Genomic DNA, 17,274 nt, shown 5'->3' with positions numbered 1-17,274 from the left:
CTACCGCAAACGCAACGTCGTAGAACGCTGCTTCAACCGACTCAAGCAATGGCGTGACCTGGCCACCCGCTACGCCAAACGCGCATCCCTCTACCGAGCCAGTCTGATCCTCATCGCCGCTGTCATCTGGCTTCCATGATCGACAGGACAGGCCCTAGCCCTCTTCTGGCCGGCCCCCCTTCTGGCCGGCCCCGTCGATCATGAAGTTGACGGCGAAGTCGATCTCCTTGAGTGCCGCCAACTTCATGATCGACGGGGTGGGGCCTGGGGCGGTCGGCGCGGCTTCAGTCGAAGAAGCGGGCCAGGTGGGAGGGGGCGGGGGCGGGGGCGTCCGGTGGCAGGGGGGTCAGGTCGGCGAAGATCGAGGCGCCGTCGCAACCGACGTGCAGCGGATACCAGCGCGGCGTACCCGGTGGACGCTGACCGCAGATGCCCTTGAACGTCTGTACGTCGAGCAGGCGTACGTGCGTCGGGTCGGCCACCGCGTTGACGTGCCGCCACCAGGGGCTCATCACGTGCAGCACCCCGCCCGGGCGCAGCACCCGGTGGCACTCGTCGAACAGCGGCAGGAAGTCGATCAGATGCTCGACGATGTGCACCGCGAAGAACACGTCCACCGAGTCGTCGCGCAGCGGCAGTGAGCCGGCCAGGTTGGCGACCGCGTTGACGCCCGGCGCAGGATAGATGTCCAGCCCGAGGTTGCCCGGCCACTGCTTGGTCGCGCCGCAGCCCAGGTCGACCACCACCGGTGCCCGCCCGGCCACTGTGACCCGGCACCAGACCCCGAGTACGCCGGACAGCCGGCCGATCAGCTCCCGTACCAGCCGTAACTGTTCCGGGTCGGCGACCTCGCCGGTCAGGTGCGCCACCCCACGGTCGAAGCGCACCTCGACCGCCGTTCCGCGCAACCGCTCGTCGTGCCGGACCATGTCGGCCCACGCCTCGGCGAGGAAGCCGTCGGTCTGCCGGAGTCGCTCACCCGAGAGCGCGGTCTGCCCCATCGCCACCATGCGCCACCTCCGGCGGCCCGTTACCCCCGATTCGCCCCGATATGCCCTCACCCACCCACCGACACCACCCCCCGTCACACGTTGATCAAGGAGTTCGTGTCCTCCCCGGGGCTGCCCCGCCGACCCAAACTCCTTGATCACCTGGGCGGCGGTCGGGGGTGTGCGCGCCGATGCCGGCTCCCGCGCTCTCGCCGCCGTTGATCTTGCACTTGCGGCCCGGATGAATCTCGCAAAAGGGGCATCCGAGGGGCGGCAACTGCAAGATCGACGGGAGCAGGGGACAGGGAGCAGGGGGCAGGGGGAGAGGGGTCAGGGGGAGAGGGTTCGGCGGACTGTGCGGGAGCCTCGCATGCGCTGGCGCGGCTGGGCGGCGGCTGCCTTCGGGCGCTTGAGGTGGTAGCGGTGCAGCTCGTTGTTGCCCGGCAGCGACGGGTCCTCGCTCATCGCGACCAGTTCCCAGCCCTGGTCACCAGCCCGGTTCAGGTGGGCCAGCGCGGTGTCGCCGTACGGCGTCACGTCGATCATGGAGCCGTCCGGGCCGTACCAGATGAAGACGACCTCCCACCCGGCGTCGGTGGCGGCGGCCTGGCGGCGGCGGACCAGCAGCGCGTACTCCCACTTGAGCATGCGCTCATTGTGGACCCGCGCGCTCCGGTCGGCACGGATCAGTGTTCGGCGATCCGTCCGTCCGCGACGCGCAGCCGCCGGTTCACGCTCACCGCGTCGAGCATCCGCCGGTCGTGGGTCACAAGCAGCAGCGTTCCCGGGTAGGTCGCCAGCGCCGACTCCAACTGCTCGATCGCGGCCAGGTCGAGGTGGTTGGTCGGCTCGTCGAGCACCAGCAGGTTCACGCCGCGCCCCTGGAGCAGGGCCAGCGCGGCCCGGGTCCGCTCGCCGGGGGACAGCGTCGCCGCCGGCCGCAGCACGTGGTCGGCGCGCAGCCCGAACTTCGCCAGCAGCGTCCGCACGTCCGCCGGGGCCAGATCCGGTACGGCGGCGCCGAACGCGTCGAGCAGCGGCTGGTCGCCGAGGAACAGTCCCCGGGCCTGGTCGACCTCGCCGACCACCACACCGGGGCCGAGCGCGGCGTGTCCCTCGTCCAGTGGCAGCCGCCCGAGCAGCGCGGCGAGCAGGGTGCTCTTGCCGGAACCGTTCGCCCCGGTGATCGCCACCCGGTCGGCCCAGTCGATCTGCAGGTCCACCGGGCCGAGCGTGAAGCCGCCACGGCGTACGACAGCTCCTCGCAGTGAGGCCACGACGGCACCGGCGCGGGGCGCGGCGGCGATCTCCATCCGCAGCTCCCACTCCTTGCGCGGCTCCTCGACCACGTCCAGCCGCTCGATCAGCCGGGCGGTCTGCTTGGCCTTCGCGGCCTGCTTCTCGGTCGACTCGGCGCGGTACTTGCGGCCGATCTTGTCGTTGTCGGTGGCCTTGCGGCGGGCGTTCTTGACGCCCTTCTCCATCCACGCGCGCTGGGTGCGGGCGCGCGCCTCCAGGTCGGCCTTCGTGTCGGCGTACTCCTCGTACTCCTCGCGGGCGTGGCGGCGCGCCACCTCCCGCTCCTCCAGGTAGGCCGCGTAGCCCCCGCCGTAGTGGTTGACCTGCCGCTGGTGCAGGTCCAGCTCGACGATCCGGGTGACGGTGCGGGTGAGGAACTCCCGGTCGTGGCTGACCACCACGGTCCCGGCGCGCAGGCCGGTGACGAAGCGTTCCAGCCGGTCCAGCCCGGCCAGGTCGAGGTCGTTCGTCGGCTCGTCGAGCAGGAAGACGTCGTACCGGCTGAGCAGCAGCGACGCGAGCCCGGCGCGGGCGGCCTGCCCGCCGGACAGGCCGGTCATCGGATGGTCGAGGCCGACGTCGAGACCCAGCTCCGCGGCGACCTGCGCGGCCCGTTCGTCCAGGTCCGCGCCGCCGAGGTCGAGCCAGCGTTTCAGAGCGTTCGCGTACGCGTCGTCGGCGCCCGCCGCCCCGGCGGTGAGCGCCTCGGTGGCGGCGTCAAGCGCGGCCTGCGCGGCGGTCACCCCAGTGCGCCGGGCCAGGAACTCGCGGACCGTCTCGCCGGGCCGGCGCTCCGGCTCCTGCGGCAGGTAGCCGACGGTCGCCGTGGGCGGGCTGAGCGAGACCGAGCCCTGCTCGCGGGGGACAAGACCGGCGAGGGTACGCAGCAGCGTGGACTTGCCCGCGCCGTTGACCCCGACCAGCCCCACCACGTCGCCGGGCGCGACGACGAGGTCGAGGTCTTCGAAGAGGAGGCGGTCACCGTGGCCGGCGGTGAGATCCTTGGCGATCAACGTGGCGCTCATCAGGTGACCGAGCCTACCGGCGGGCGCATCCGGATTACCGTGACCCGCGCTCGCGGCGGCACCGGTCTGAGGGAGACTCACAGCCGTGGTGACCACACTGGCGATCGACTGTGGTGGCGGCGGGATCAAGGCCTCCGTACTGGATGCCGCCGGAACCATGCGCGCGCGGCCGTTGCGCGTGCCCACGCCGTACCCGTTGCCACCGGCCTTGTTCGTCAAGACGCTGCTGGATCTCGGCGCCCGCCTGCCCACGGCGGACCGGCTCACCGTCGGCATGCCCGGCATGATCCGGCACGGCGTCGTGGTGGCGACGCCGCACTACGTGACCCGGTCCGGGCCGCGCAGCCGCGTCGACCCGGACCTGCTGGCCGAGTGGTCCGGGTACGACGCGCGGACCGCGCTGGCCGAGGCGTTCGGCGTGCCGGCGCTGGTGCTCAACGACGCCGAGGTGCACGGCGCGGGCGTGGTCGCCGGGACCGGCTGCGAGCTGGTGCTGACGCTCGGCACCGGGCTGGGCAGCGCGCTGTTCGACGGCGGGGTGCTGGCGCCGCACCTGGAGCTGTCGCACGCGCCGGTGCGGTGGAACACCACGTACGACACGTACGTGGGGGAGCCGGAACGGCGGCGCTTGGGCGACGCGTTCTGGTCGCGGCGGATCCGGCAGGTGGTGGACGGCCTGCGGCCGGTGTTCCGCTGGGACCGGCTGTATCTCGGCGGCGGCAACTCCCGGCTGATCCGGCCCGAGCAGGTGGCCCGGATGGGCGACGACGTGGTGATCGTCCCCAACACTGCCGGAATCGTCGGTGGTGTCCGGGCATGGGACCTGATCGGCGGCCGGTACGACCCGACCACGTGATCTTCGACCGCAGGAACACTCGCGGTTCCGCCGGTGTTGTGCCAGCGTCGGACCTAGGGCCTGGCGCGACACGAGGAGGTGGGTCGAGTGGATCTTCTGGCGGAGTACCGGCGGGCGACCATGTTCTTCGAAGCGGGTGACCCGACCGGAGCGGCCCGGCTGCTCGAACCGATCATCGAGGCGGAGCCGGACAACTCCTCGGTCCGGCAGCTGCTGGCCCGCGCCTACTTCCAGTCGGCCCAGCTCAACCGGGCCGAGGAGCAGCTGCGTGAGCTGGTCGACCGGGACCCGAGCGACCACTACGCGCACCACGTGCTCGGCCGCACGCTGGAGCGGATGAACCGGCCCGTGGACGCGCTGCGGCACCTGCGTATCGCGGCCGCGATGTACTCGACGAACACCGACTACGCCACCGCCCTGCGCCGGGTGGAGGGCAAGGTCGGTCGTTGACCGATGACGCGGAAGGGCAGCCCGGGCGGGCTGCCCTTCCGCGTACCTAGGATGGGACCGTGAAGCTCAAGCTCGATCTCCACGACATCTACAACAAGGGCCACGACATCGATCGTGCGCTGCGCGGGATCATGGACGAGGCGGTCGCGAAGAAGGCCACGCTCGTGGAGATCATCCCGGGCAAGGGGTCGGGCGCGCTGAAGAAGAAGGTGCTGCGCTTCCTCGACCAGAAGGACGTCAAGCAGCTCTACCACCGGGTCGAGAAGGACTCGAAGAACTTCGGCCGCCTGTTCGTCCACTTCCGCTGGAAGTAGCGCGCCCACGTCTGACCCGCCTCGGTCAGGCCTCGGTGAGCACCGTTATGGGGAGGCCGAAGGTGGTTGTTCCGGGACCGTGCCCGACGCCGACCAGGACCCGGTTGCCGAGCGGAGCGGCCAGGCGCACCACCACCTCGCGCTCCTCGGCGTAGTCCAGCCGATAGCCGTTCCCGTCGCGGGCGACCTCCACCGGCTCGACGAGCACCGCCGTGTCCGTCTCGAACACCTCGGCGTCGGGGTAGTCGGCGTACTGCGCTGGCGTTCCGATGAACCGGAACGTCAGGGTGCGCCCATCGTGCGCGAGCACGGCCTCCTCGTGATGAGCGGCTCCTACGCCGGGTGGCCGCCACGTCATCCGACGTTCGAAGTCCGGGTCCAAGGCGATGAAGGGCCATCGACGGTCGTCGGGGTGCATCATCCACGCCGGGAGTTCGCGAGTGCCCCGGTCGGTGGCGAACGGTCCGTTCGCCCGGATGATGTTCGCCAGCGGTCTCTGCGCGCCGCTCTGCACGTCACGGCAGTAGTCGACGGCGGCCGGCGCGATCTCCGGCGGCAACTCGGACTCCGGGACGCCGGGGGCGTCGAACAACGACCGCCACTGCGTGTCCACCATGAGCCGGTCGAGAGCCGTGACGCCCATCGCTGTCAGCACGATCGGACGCGGCTCGCGGTGAACGGGAAAAGCCTCCCACATCGCCAGCGCCTGCCGGACGTGCTCCACCTCGATCGGCACACCGTCAGCCTAGCCCGCACCTCGCTCTAGCTTGATCCACTCCAGTACGCCGAAGTGGCGGTATCCCGGGCGCGCGGATACCGCCACTTCGGCGAGGTGGTGTCGATCAAGCGGCGGTCAGAGCGGGTACGTGCGCGCCACCGCCAGCATCTCCGAGCTGTGCGAGCCCACAACCCCCACGCCGGCCGGCCGCTCCCGGAACCCGGGCACCCCGGACAGCCCGTCACTGGCGTCCATCGCGCGTACCGACACGGCACCGCCGCGCGGCACGAGCGTCAGCGTCACCTCGACGCCCTCCGGCGGCGGCGCGTGGAACACGATTCCGAACCCCCACTTCCCGTCGCCCGGCTCGACCGGCACGTTTCGCCCGGCCACCGAGGCGGAGCGCACCGTCGCGGTGCCGGTGTCGACGTGCAGCGTGAGCAGGCGCACCTGCCGCTGCGGCACCACCCGCACCCGCAGCACGCGCTGGTCGCCGGAAGTGCTGTCGGAGAGCAGATCCAGCTTCGGGGCGGGCAGAGGCGCGGCGGTCGCCGGTCCGGCACGCATCTCACCGTCGCCGAGCCCGGGGAAGTCGTCGGCCAGCGAGATGCTCCGGTCGACGTAGCCGTCGGTCCACGGCTGCGGCTTCTCCTCGCGACTGAGCCAGGCCGCCTTCCCGGTGCCCGCGTCCAGCGCGTACATCAGATGGGTCGGCACGGGATGCGCGGCGTCGAAGCGGTCGACCGCGAGGCCGACCCCGGCGAGCACCACCGCCGCCAGCGCGGCCGCCGCGGCGGGCAGCGCGCCGAGCCGGCGTGCGCGCAGCGCGAGCAGGCCGCGCTGGCCGCCGGCTCTGGGGTGCAGCAGGTCCACCACCGGGAGTACGGCGAGGCCGAGCAGCACCGCGACGAGCGCGGCTACCGCACCCATGCCCATGCCGAGCGCCGGGAACAGCAGCACCACCGGAGGCAGCAGGATCACCACCGCCACCGCGGCGGCGAGCGTCACCGCGACCACCGGCCACGGTCCGTCGCGGCGGGTGGCGAGCGCGGCGAAACCGGCGAGCGCGCCGGCCAGGGCCGGCAGTGTCGTCAGGTACGCCCCGCCGGGTACCGCCACGGCGAGCAGCACACCGAACACGGCGAGCCAGGCCAGTCCGCCGAACGCCAGCGCGGCCGGGCCGACCCGGCGGCGCAGCAGCGCGTACCAGCAGAACAGCACCGCGGCGGCGAGCGCCACGACGGAGAGCCGGTACCAGACCGGGCGGTACGGGTCGAGCAGCTCGGCGTACCCGGGGCGGATAGTGGTGATCGCGGCCCAGAGCAGCCACGCGCCCAGCGGGGCCACGACGACAGGCACCAGGGTCAGGCCGAAGCCGGCGGCGAGCGTGCCGGCGGTGGCCCGGCCCCGGCGGCGCAGGAACCAGCCGAGCGCGCCGACGGCGAGCAGCGCGGCCACTGCGAGCGGCAGAGTCAGCCAGCCGGGGTAGCTGATCAGGCCGCCGAGCACGGGGAAGTAGGTGTCGTCGTGGCCGGCGCGCAGGTCGCCCAGGTCGGTACGGCCGAACTCTCGGGCCAGGCCGAGCGCGTTGTCACCGTGCATCTGGAGGCTGCCCCGGTCCATCCGGGCCGGCACGTCCAGCGGGGTGTGGTAGATCGCGCCGCCGTCGATGTACGCGGAGTTCAGACCCACGAACTTCCGGTCCAGGAACGCGGTGAAGTCGGTGTCGTTCGGCAGCGCCCGGTAGATCTCCACCGCGAACGAGGTGCCCACCGGGTGCGGCGCGGCCTTGCCGAAGATCTCCACGAGCTTCGCGTTGTTCCGGGACGTCTCGAACATGATCACCGGGCCGGTGGAGCCACGCGCCTCCAGGTTGAGCACCACCCCGCCGTCGCGGGCGAGCGGATGGTCGCCGGCGAACCCGGCGGCCCCGCACAGGCACGCCTCCTCCGCGTCGGTGAGCACGAAGACGATGTCGTTGCGGGGGCGCGGACCGGTGGTCAGCGCCCGCGCCACCTCCAGGATCGCGGCGGTGCCCGCGGCGTCGTCGTTGCCGCCCGGCCCGGTCTGCACCGAGTCGTAGTGCGAGACCAGGAACACCTTCCCGGTCGGGTCGGTGCCGGGGAGCCGGGCCACCACGTTGCGCACCCGGGCCAGCGTCGCCCCGCCCGCCGCGCCGGACAACTGCCCGGCCTCGGGCGCGACCGCGTCCTGCACCTCGGTCTCCAGGCCCAGTCCGCGCAGCGTCGCCACCAGGTGCTCACGTACCCGATCGTTTGCGGCGCTGCCCGCCACGTGCGGCTCGGCGGCGATCACCTCGACATTGCGGAACGCCCGGGCGGCGCTGAACTCGCCCTCGGGCGCGTCCGCCGGACGCGGCGCCGGGGTGGAGAGGCCGGCCAGGACGCCCGCCCCGACGGCGAGCAGCGCGACGAGCGCGGCGACGGCGGCGATCGGCCGCCGCCGGGGCCTGGTGAAGGCGCGGTCGGCGGGGCGGGTGGGGGGTGCGCCCACAGGGACTCCTCGGGGTGGATCTACGGGGGTGGGGATCATCCTGCACCCCCGGGGGCTGCGGCGGCAGTCCTCGGTCGGTGCGCTGCGGGCGTGACAGCGCTACCGGCGTAACATCGTCTGTCGGCCGTGCCGCTGTGGAAGTGGATCGGTCACACGCTCCGCCGCGCCGGTGCCGGTCGCGTTGTGTGCGACTGTTGTCTGAGTCAGGATCAGCAGGGCATTCGGAAGGAGCCCGACATCACCAGCGAACTCCCGCGTCTCGCGGCGGTTACCCGACCGCAGCGGGGTTCCGGCGCGTCGGGTGCCGTCCACATGCCGTCTGCCGGGGCAGGCTTGCACGGCGTACCGCCGGGCGAGCGGCTGCGTGTGCTGCTGGTCGAGGACGACGAGGGCGACGCCTTCCTGGTCGGTGAGCTGCTCGCCGAGACCAACTCGATGATCGACCTGCTGGTCGCCACCAGCCTCAGCGAGGCCCGGCAGCGGGTGATGGGCGTGGACTGCGTCCTGCTCGACCTGGGTCTGCCGGACGCGCAGGGCCTGGACGGGCTGCGCCGGGTGCTGGAGATGGCCAGCGGCGCCGCCGTGTGCGTGCTGACCGGCCGCTCCGACGAGCACCTGGGCATCGTCGCGGTCGCCGAGGGCGCGCAGGACTACCTGGTCAAGGGCCAGGTCGACGGTGTCCTGCTGACCCGGGCGCTGCGGTACGCGGTCGAGCGCAAGCGCGCCGACGAGAACGCCCGCCGGCTGCGTGAGGTGGAGCTGCGCCAGGCCGAGTCCGCCCGCCTGGAACGCGGCCTGCTGCCGCAGCCGCTGATGACCACCGACGAGGTGTCGGTGCACACCTTCTACCGGCCCGGCCGGCACGCCGCGCTGATCGGTGGCGACTTCTACGACGTGGTGCAGACCCGGCCGGACCGCATCGACCTGATCGTCGGCGACGTCTGCGGGCACGGCGTGGACGAGGCCGCGCTCGGCGTCGAACTGCGCGTGGCCTGGCGGGCCCTGGTGCTGGCCGGGGTGCCGGACGACGAGGTGCTGCCCGCGCTGGAGCAGGTGCTGATGAGTGAGCGCCGCCTCCAGGAGATCTTCGCCACGGTGGCCACCACCCGGCTCGACCTGGCGTCGGCGCGGGCCACCGTACGCCTCGCCGGTCATCCGCCGCCGCTGCTGCTCAGCGGTGGGACTGTCGCGCCGGTGCCGGCCAAGGGCGGGTTGCTGCTGGGCGTACGCCCGCGCCGCCCGGTCGCCTTCGACCTGGAGTTCGACACCGACGACTGGTCTCTGCTGATGTACACCGACGGCCTGATCGAGGGCCGGGTGGACGGCGGGGACGAACGCCTCGACGTACCGGGCCTGACCGGGCTGCTCGCCGACCCGGCGAACCGGGCGGTGCCGCTGGCCGAGCTGCCCGCCTGGCTGGTCGGACGGGCCGAGCAGATAAACGGCGGCCCGCTGGCCGACGACGTGGCGATGTTGCTGGTCACGCGGGGAAGCGGCCGGTGAGCGTCGAGGGCCCCGCACTCGCGAACGACGATGATGCGGTGAAGGGCAACGGGGAGGAACCGGTGAAGGCGTACCAGCAGGGGTGGACCCTGCGGCGGCGGGTGGCCGCGCTGCTCGGCGTAGTCGTCGTGCTGCTGCTCGGGCTGGCCGGCGCGGAGGCGGCGGTCGCCGCGCAGAACCGGCAGAACATCGACGCGGTGCTGCTCAAGACCGGTCCGCTGCGGGTGCAGGCCCAGGAACTGATGAGCGTGCTGCTCGACCAGGAGACCTCGGTGCGCGGGTACGCGGTGAACGGGGACCGCAGCGACCTGGAGCCTTATCGGGAGGGTGTGCAGCGCGAGCAGAGCCTGGTCACGTCGATCCGTGATCTCTCCGCCGACTATCCGGACGTGCGCCGGTCGCTGGACGTGGTGGAGCAGCAGACCGCGCAGTGGCGGGCCCAGGTGGCCGAGCCGGTCATCACCACTGTCGACCGGGACGGCGCGGCGGCCGGCCAGGCGCTGATCACCGACGCGACGCGTCAGCAGTTCGACGGCATCCGCACGTCGGTGAACACGCTGCAGGAAGAGATCCTCACCGTTCGGCAGGAGACCGCCGACCGGGTGAACGAGACGAGCAACACGCTGGTCGTGCTGCTGATCATCGCCGCGCTGGTGGTGACCACGGCCGGCGTGGTCATGCTGGTCTCGCTGGACCGGATCCTGATCCGCCCGTTGGCCGACCTGGTCGGCCAGGTTCGTGAGGTGGCCGACGGCGACTACCGGCACCGCATCGAGGGGTCCGGGCCGCCGGAGTTCCGCCGGCTCGCCGACGACATCGACCAGATGCGGATGAAGATCGCCCGGGAGCTGGACGAGGTACGCGAGGCGCGGGAACGCATCGAGTGGGTGAACAGCCAGTTGCAGAAGCAGGCCGAGGAGCTGACCCGCTCCAACCGTGACCTGGAGCAGTTCGCGTACGTCGCCTCGCACGACCTCCAGGAGCCGCTGCGCAAGGTGGCGAGCTTCTGCCAGCTCCTGCAGCGGCGCTACGCCGGGCAGCTCGACGAGCGGGCCGACCAGTACATCGCGTTCGCGGTGGACGGCGCGCAGCGCATGCAGCGGCTGATCAACGACCTGCTGGCGTTCTCCCGGATCGGCCGGCTGACCACCGGTTTCACCGAGGTCGACCTGAACAAGGTGATGGGCGACGTGGCGGGGCAGACCGAGGCGGCGTTGCAGTACGCCGACGCGGACCTGACCTGGGGCGAGATGCCCACCATCCGCGGCGAGGAGCCGCTGCTGACGAACCTGCTGGTCAACCTGGTCAGCAACTCGGTGAAGTTCCGCCGGCCCGACGTGCCGCCGAAGGTGCACGTGTCGGCCCGGCTGGTGGACGGCGAGTGGGAGATCAGCTGCCGGGACAACGGCATCGGGATCGAGCCGGAGTTCGCCGACAAGATCTTCGTGATCTTCCAGCGGTTGCACTCGAAGGACGCGTACCCGGGCACCGGCATCGGGCTGGCCATCGTCAAGAAGATCGTGGAGTATCACGGCGGCCGGGTCTGGGTGGACACCGACGCCGACGAGGGCACCACGATCCGGTTCACGCTGCCCGCGCTGGAGGCCGACATCGAGGCCGCCAAGGCGGCGGAGGCGGCAGCCGACGGGGACGCCGCGGACGGGGACGCGGCGGACGGTGCGGAGCCGGCCGAGGCGCCGGTCGCCGAGGGCACCGAGACCGACCCGGCGGGCGCCGGGCGGCAGCCGGACGGCGAGGCACGCGAAGAGCCGCCCGCGGAGGCGGACCGACACGGTACAAACGGTGGCATGAAGGAGACGGTGGCATGACCGCGCCCGCGGACGGCAAGAGCCCGATCGAGGTCCTGCTCGTCGAGGACGACCCCGGCGACGTGCTGATGACCCAGGAGGCGTTCGAGGAGCACAAGCTCCGCAACCGCCTCACCGTCGTCTCCGACGGCGCGGAGGCGCTCGCCTACCTGCGCCGCGAGGGCCAGTACGCGGACGCGGTGACGCCCGACCTGATCCTGCTCGACCTGAACCTGCCCCGCCGCGACGGCCGGGAGGTGCTGGAGGAGATCAAGAAGGACGAGGAACTGCGCCGCATCCCGGTCGTGGTGCTCACCACCTCGCAGGCCGACGAGGACATCCTGCGCAGCTACCAGCTGCACGCCAACGCCTACGTGACCAAGCCGGTGGACTTCGAGCGCTTCATCTCCGTGGTCCGCCAGATCGACGAGTTCTTCGTCAGCGTGGTCAAGCTGCCGCCGCGTGGCTGACCCGCTGCTGGACGACGTCGGCGCGCTGCTGAAGGAGGCGGCGGCCAAGGTCGTCGTGCCGTTGTTCCGCCGGCTCGACGCGTCCGACATCTCCGAGAAGGCGCCGGGCGAGGTGGTCACCGTCGCCGACCGCGAGGCCGAGGTGCTGATCTCCGAGGGCCTGCGGCGGCTGCGTCCCGGCTCGGTGGTGGTCGGCGAGGAGGCCGTCGCCGAGGATCCGGACCTGCTGCGGCACCTGCGCGGCAGCGGCGACGTGTGGCTCGTCGACCCGGTCGACGGCACCTCCAACTTCGCCGCCGGCCGCCGGCCCTTCGCGCTGATGGCGGCGCTGCTCACCGACGGCGAACCGGTGGCCTCCTGGGTGTACGACCCGCTCGACGGCACGATGGCGGCGTGCCGGCTCGGTGCCGGCACCGAGCTGGACGGGGCGTCGCTGAGCGCGCCGCCGGCCGAGCCGCGGGTGGGCGCGCTACGCGGCACCGCGGCGACGAAGTTCCTGCCGCCGGACTTCCGCCGCCGGGTGGAGGAGGGCGGCCGCCGCATCGGTGAGCTGCTGCCCGGCCAGCACTGCGCGGGCCGGGAGTACCTGGACGTGCTCACCGGCGAGCAGCAGTTCGTGCTGTTCTGGCGCACCCTGCCGTGGGACCACACACCCGGCACGTTGCTGGTGCGCGAGGCCGGTGGCGTGGCCCGCCGGTTCGACGGCGCCGACTACCACCCGGCCGACGACGGCCGGGGACTGCTCGTGGCGTCGAGCCCGGAGATCTGGGACGAGGTGAGCGCCGCCCTGCTGGGCGGTTGAGCGGCGTTGTGCGACGGGCACGGCACGCTGCGTCGACGTCGGACGCCGTACGCCGTCGCCGGCCTGGCGTGTCGCGCGTGGTCCGGTATCGTGACCGGCGGTCTCCGCCAGCAGGCCGCCGTCCGGCGCCGGCGGAGACGCCGCTCGGTGTACGGGGGCCGGCGGTCGACGGAAGGACCAACACGTGCCCAGGACCAGCCCTACCGGCCGGCGCGTCCGGCGGTCGCTGCTCGCCGCGTTCGCCGCGGTGGCCGTGCTGCTCGGCTCCGGCGTGGCCGCCGGCCCGGCTGCCGCCGTACCCAGCCCGAACGCCCCGAACGAGGGCGGCAGCAAGCAGCTACGGGCGGCGTTGGAGGCGGCGGCGAAGGGCCACATCGAGGCCCAGAACAAGCTGGAGAACTCCAAGCGCCGGCAGAAGGCGCTCGCCGCCCAGCTCAAGGACGTCGAGGGACGCCTCGTCGGGCTCAGCGCGCAGGCCGGTGAGGTCGCCGCGCAGTCGTACCGGATGGGCCGGCTGACCGCCACGTCGATGCTGCTGGCGAGCGCCGACCCGAACGACTTCCTCAAGCGCGCGGCCGAGCTGGACGTGATGGCCCAGCGGGACAGCAAGCGGCTGCGGGAGCTGGCCGACGCGAAGGCGCAGGCGGCCGAGGCGAAGCTCGCCATCGACGCCGAGGTGCGCGAGCAGGCCAAGCAGGTCGCCGTGCAGGCCCGCAAGAAGAAGGACGCCGAGGTGGCGCTGGCGAAGGTCAGCTCCGGCGCCGGGTCCGGGTTCAACGGCACCTCCTCGTCGGCGAAACCCGCCCCGCGCAGCTCGGACGGCTCGTGGCCGTCGGAGTCCTGCTCGGTGGACGACCCCACGCCCGCGTCCGGCTGCATCACGCCGCGCACGCTGCACATGCTCCAGCAGGCCAAGGCGGCCGGTTACAAGCGCTACGCCTCGTGTCACCGCAGCGGTGGCGGCGGCGAGCACCCCAAGGGCCGGGCCTGCGACTTCTCGGCCGCCAGCGGCGGGTTCGAGGACAAGACCGCCACCGGCGGCGACAAGGCGTACGGCGACAGCCTCGCCGCCTGGGCGAAGAACAACGCCAACCGGCTCGGCATCATGTACGTCATCTGGTATCGGCAGATCTGGATGCCGAACACCGGTTGGCGCGCGTACAGCGGCGGTGGCAGCCCGGCAGCGGACCACACAAACCATGTTCACATCTCGATGTATTGACCCGGCCCGCCGCGAGCGCTGCGTAGCATCGCCACGGTGAGCAGCACATCGTCAGACGTCATCGCGGGACCGGCGGCCGACGCCCCGGTCCCGCCCCGGGCCCTGCCCAACGGGCTCGCCGCGTTCCTCGTCTTCCTCTCCAGCGGGGCCGTGCTGGTGCTGGAGACCGTGTCGCTGCGCCTGGTCGGCCCGTACGTCGGGGTGACCCTCCAGGTGACCAGCTCGGTGATCGGCATGGCGCTGGCCGCCATCGCGTACGGGGCGTGGTTCGGCGGGTGGCTCGCCGACCGGCGTGACCCGCGCACCCTGCTCGCCCCGGCGCTGGTGCTGGCCGGCATCGCCACCGCCGTCACGCTGCCGATCGTCAGGTACGCCGGTGAGGCGCTGCGCGGCGGCGCGGCGAGCGCGGTGCTCCTGCTGACCGCGCTCACCGTCCTGCTGCCGGCCGCGCTGCTGGCCGGGATCACCCCGCTCGTGGTGAAGCTCCAGCTCGCCGATCTGCGCCGGACCGGGCAGGTGGTGGGCAAGCTGTCCGGCATCGGCACGCTCGGCGGCATCACCGCCACGCTCGGCACCGGCTTCGTGCTGGTGGCGGCGCTGTCCAGCACCGTCATCGTGCTGGGGTTGGCCGCCGTGCTCGGCGTGACCGGGCTGGCGCTCGGCGTCTGGCTGCGCCGGCAGGCCGGCCCGAGCGGGCTGTCCGCGCCGGGCCGGGTCAAGGCCGCGCTGGCGCTGCTCGGCCTCGCCGCCGCCGGGCTCACCGCCGCGGCGCCGAACCCGTGCGACGTGGAGACCGCGTACCACTGCGCCCGGGTCGAGGTGGACCCGTCGTGGCCGCAGGGACGCACGCTCTACCTCAACTCGGCCGAGCACTCGTACGTCGACCTGGGCGAGCCGACCCACCTGAAGTACGCGTACACGCAGTGGATCGGCCTGGTCGCGGACGTGGCGCGGCCGGCGAGGCAGCCGATGGACGCGCTGCACCTGGGCGGCGGCGGCTTCACCGTGCCGCACTACCTGGCCGCGACCCGGCCCGGCACCGACAACCTGGTGTTCGAACTCGACGGCGGCCTGGTCGAGCTGGACCGGCGGGAGCTGGGCCTGCGTACCGGATCGGGGATGCGTGCCGAGGTGGGTGACGCGCGGGTGCTGCTGCGCGGCGAGCCGACCGACAGCCGCGACTTCATCGTCGGCGACGCGTTCGGTCACCTGGTGGTGCCGTGGCACCTGGCGACCCGGGAGATGGCCGCCGACATCCGGCGGGTGCTGCGCCCGGACGGGATCTACGTGCAGAACGTCATCGACTACCCGCCGGGCCGGTTCATCCGGGCCGAGCTGGCCACCGTGAAGGCCGAGTTCGCGCACGTCGCGCTGATCGCCCCGCCCGGCGCGATCGACGGGAAGCAGGGCGCCAACTTCGTGATCGTCGCCTCGGACGCGCCGCTGCCGCTCGCCTCGATCCCGCCCGGCCTGAAGCTGCTGCCCGAGCCGGCCTCGCTGATGGACGAGGCGGCGGTGACCGCGTGGGTGGGCGACGCGATGGTGCTCACCGACGACTACGCGCCGGTGGACCAACTCCTCGCGACCGCCTGAACGGATGACTTTCCTGACCGATTCCGACCGCTGAGGTGTACCGGGGCCCGCTTCGGGCAACAGGACCGACCATGGGTGGACCGGTCAGGAACGGCGTGCAACTGCTCGGCGAGCGATATCGACTCGTCGAGCAGTTGGGTGCGGGCGGAATGTCGGTCGTCTGGCGCGGCTACGACGAGGTGCTGGGCCGCCAGGTCGCGGTCAAGGTGCTGGCCTCGCGGCTGGCCAGCGACAAGGCGTTCCGGCACCGGATCCGGGTGGAGGCGCAGGCCGCCGCGCGGCTGTGCCACCCCAACATCACCAACGTGTACGACTACGGCGAGTCGGTGCAGGTCGGCCTGACCGTCCCGTACGTGGTCATGGAGCTTGTCGACGGCGGTCCGCTCAGCGGGCGGCTCGGCCGCGACGGGCAGCTTCCCTGGCGGGAGGCCATGACGATCGGTGCGGAGGTCGCCTCGGCGCTGGCCGCCGCGCACGCCCGAGGCGTGGTGCACCGGGACGTCACACCGGGCAACGTCATGCTGACCCCGACCGGGGTGAAGGTCGTCGACTTCGGTATCTCGGCGCTGGTGGGGGAGAGCGACAAGGGGCCGGACGGCGCGCTGCTCGGCACGCCGGCTTACCTCGCGCCGGAGCGGCTGGACAACGGGCACGTCTCGCCCGCCACCGACGTGTACGCGGTGGGGCTGCTGCTCTACCGGATGCTCACCGGCCGCCTGCCGTGGCAGGCCAGCACCACCACCGAGATGCTGCGCGCCCACATGTACCGCGACCCGGACCCGATGCCCGCGGTGCCGGGGCTGCCCGAGCCGGTCGCCGCGCTGGTACAGCGCTGCCTGGCCAAGCGCCCCGAGGACCGCCCGGCGACCGCCGAGGTGGCCCGTACGCTCGCCGAGGCGGCCGGCATCGCGGCAATCGTGCCGGTGTCGCCGGCGTTCGGTTGGACGGACCCGGCGCTCGCCGAGAACGCCGGCACCACGATCCTGCCGTGGTCGGCGGAGACCGACGCGCTGCCGTTCTCGGTGGTGCGGACCCGCACGAGGCGGGCGGCGGCGCGTCGGCGCAAGGTGGAGGCGGGGGTGGCCGCCGTCGGCCTGGTCGCGGTGACCGCCACGCTGTGGGGCCTGACGTCGCGGAGCCCGGCCAGCGGCGGGGTGGAGCCGACCGAGGCACGGATGAGCATGCCCGAGCCGATCCCCTGCGCTGTCGACTACTCGCTGCGCCGGGACACCGGCAAGGACTTCTCCGCCGAGCTGACGCTCACCAACACCAGCGACCGGGAACTGCGTGGCTGGACCATGAACTTCACGTTCCCCGGCAAGCAGACGGTCACCACGGCCCAGCCCCCGGCACGCCAGGCGGGGCGTACCGTGTCGATCGCCGCACCCGCGACGGACCCGGCGCTGGCGCCCGGCGCGTCGACGAAGCTGACGCTGGCCGGCCGCTACACCGGGAGCAACACGCTGCCTGTGGAGTTCACGCTCGGCGGTAGCACCTGCGGCGTGCAGGTCTCCGGCATCGCCGGCTCGGCGCCGACCACCGCGCCGCCGGTGAAGACGCCGGTCAAGCCGGCCACCAAGACCACCGCGAAGAGCGGGCCGGCGAAGGCCAAACCGGCGCCGGCGAAACCGAAGCCCAAGGCCGCGCCGAAACCCAAGGGCAAGGAGAACGGCAAGGGAAAAGCAAAGTAGACCGGCCGAAGGGGGGTGAG

Annotated in this window: 16 protein-coding genes; 11 read left to right on the top strand and 5 right to left on the bottom strand. The window is 72.6% G+C overall.

Annotation, left to right across the window (positions count from 1 at the left end):
- A partial coding sequence (locus NMK34_RS27715) for a transposase (protein WP_318336439.1) occupies positions 1-139 on the top strand: 139 nt, incomplete at its 5' end.
- Between the two features lie 145 nt (positions 140-284).
- Here the strand turns inward: NMK34_RS27715 and NMK34_RS27710 are convergent.
- The 3 genes from NMK34_RS27710 to NMK34_RS27700 form a co-directional block, all read right to left on the bottom strand.
- Positions 285-1,010 carry a methyltransferase domain-containing protein gene (locus tag NMK34_RS27710; protein WP_318335798.1) on the bottom strand — a complete coding sequence of 242 codons (726 nt, stop codon included), beginning with the start codon at positions 1,008-1,010 and terminating at the stop codon, positions 285-287.
- Positions 1,011-1,319: 309 nt separating this feature from the next.
- On the bottom strand, positions 1,320-1,637 hold the full coding sequence (locus NMK34_RS27705) for a hypothetical protein (protein ID WP_013288728.1): 318 nt from the start codon (positions 1,635-1,637) through the stop codon (positions 1,320-1,322).
- A gap of 38 nt (positions 1,638-1,675) precedes the next feature.
- Positions 1,676-3,313 (bottom strand): ABC-F family ATP-binding cassette domain-containing protein, encoded by a 1,638-nt coding sequence (locus NMK34_RS27700; RefSeq protein ID WP_318335797.1) that lies wholly within the window; start codon positions 3,311-3,313, stop codon positions 1,676-1,678.
- An 85-nt stretch (positions 3,314-3,398) separates the two neighbouring features.
- Here NMK34_RS27700 and NMK34_RS27695 point away from each other — a divergent pair, with 85 nt between their 5' ends.
- From NMK34_RS27695 to NMK34_RS27685, 3 genes are all read left to right on the top strand, one after another.
- Positions 3,399-4,169 carry an ROK family protein gene (locus tag NMK34_RS27695; protein ID WP_318335796.1) on the top strand — a complete coding sequence of 257 codons (771 nt, stop codon included), beginning with the start codon at positions 3,399-3,401 and terminating at the stop codon, positions 4,167-4,169.
- An 87-nt stretch (positions 4,170-4,256) separates the two neighbouring features.
- Positions 4,257-4,619, top strand: coding sequence for a tetratricopeptide repeat protein (locus NMK34_RS27690; protein ID WP_018787684.1), 363 nt, complete (start codon positions 4,257-4,259; stop codon positions 4,617-4,619).
- A gap of 59 nt (positions 4,620-4,678) precedes the next feature.
- Positions 4,679-4,933 carry a Smr/MutS family protein gene (locus NMK34_RS27685; RefSeq protein WP_013288724.1) on the top strand — a complete coding sequence of 85 codons (255 nt, stop codon included), beginning with the start codon at positions 4,679-4,681 and terminating at the stop codon, positions 4,931-4,933.
- Positions 4,934-4,958: 25 nt separating this feature from the next.
- On the opposite strand, the gene NMK34_RS27680 is transcribed toward NMK34_RS27685, so the two are convergent.
- Complete coding sequence (locus NMK34_RS27680; protein WP_318335795.1) at positions 4,959-5,669, bottom strand: hypothetical protein; 711 nt, start codon at positions 5,667-5,669, stop codon at positions 4,959-4,961.
- A gap of 117 nt (positions 5,670-5,786) precedes the next feature.
- Positions 5,787-8,165, bottom strand: a complete 2,379-nt coding sequence (locus NMK34_RS27675) for a M28 family peptidase (protein WP_318335794.1) — start codon at positions 8,163-8,165, stop codon at positions 5,787-5,789.
- A gap of 312 nt (positions 8,166-8,477) precedes the next feature.
- Here NMK34_RS27675 and NMK34_RS27670 point away from each other — a divergent pair, with 312 nt between their 5' ends.
- From NMK34_RS27670 to NMK34_RS27640, 7 genes are all read left to right on the top strand, one after another.
- Entirely contained in the window at positions 8,478-9,668 is a 1,191-nt protein-coding gene (locus tag NMK34_RS27670) for a fused response regulator/phosphatase (RefSeq protein ID WP_318335793.1), read from the top strand.
- A gap of 62 nt (positions 9,669-9,730) precedes the next feature.
- Positions 9,731-11,497 (top strand): sensor histidine kinase, encoded by a 1,767-nt coding sequence (locus NMK34_RS27665; RefSeq protein ID WP_318336438.1) that lies wholly within the window; start codon positions 9,731-9,733, stop codon positions 11,495-11,497.
- Positions 11,494-11,946 carry a response regulator gene (locus tag NMK34_RS27660; RefSeq protein WP_091569521.1) on the top strand — a complete coding sequence of 151 codons (453 nt, stop codon included), beginning with the start codon at positions 11,494-11,496 and terminating at the stop codon, positions 11,944-11,946. Before NMK34_RS27665 ends, NMK34_RS27660 begins: the two co-directional genes overlap by 4 nt.
- Complete coding sequence (locus NMK34_RS27655; protein WP_318335792.1) at positions 11,939-12,748, top strand: inositol monophosphatase family protein; 810 nt, start codon at positions 11,939-11,941, stop codon at positions 12,746-12,748. Before NMK34_RS27660 ends, NMK34_RS27655 begins: the two co-directional genes overlap by 8 nt.
- Positions 12,749-12,932: 184 nt before the next feature.
- A complete protein-coding gene (locus NMK34_RS27650; RefSeq protein ID WP_318335791.1) occupies positions 12,933-13,970 on the top strand; it encodes a hypothetical protein in 1,038 nt (345 codons plus the stop codon).
- A gap of 36 nt (positions 13,971-14,006) precedes the next feature.
- Positions 14,007-15,563: a fused MFS/spermidine synthase gene (locus NMK34_RS27645; RefSeq protein ID WP_318335790.1), complete on the top strand. Its 1,557-nt coding sequence runs from the start codon at positions 14,007-14,009 to the stop codon at positions 15,561-15,563.
- Between the two features lie 71 nt (positions 15,564-15,634).
- Positions 15,635-17,254 (top strand): serine/threonine-protein kinase, encoded by a 1,620-nt coding sequence (locus NMK34_RS27640; protein WP_318335789.1) that lies wholly within the window; start codon positions 15,635-15,637, stop codon positions 17,252-17,254.
- Positions 17,255-17,274 lie beyond the last annotated feature (20 nt).

Origin of the sequence: Micromonospora sp. BRA006-A, assembly GCF_033433935.1 — a bacterium.
Taxonomy (GTDB): domain Bacteria; phylum Actinomycetota; class Actinomycetes; order Mycobacteriales; family Micromonosporaceae; genus Micromonospora; species Micromonospora aurantiaca.
This window is presented reverse-complemented; position numbering and strand designations above follow the sequence as displayed.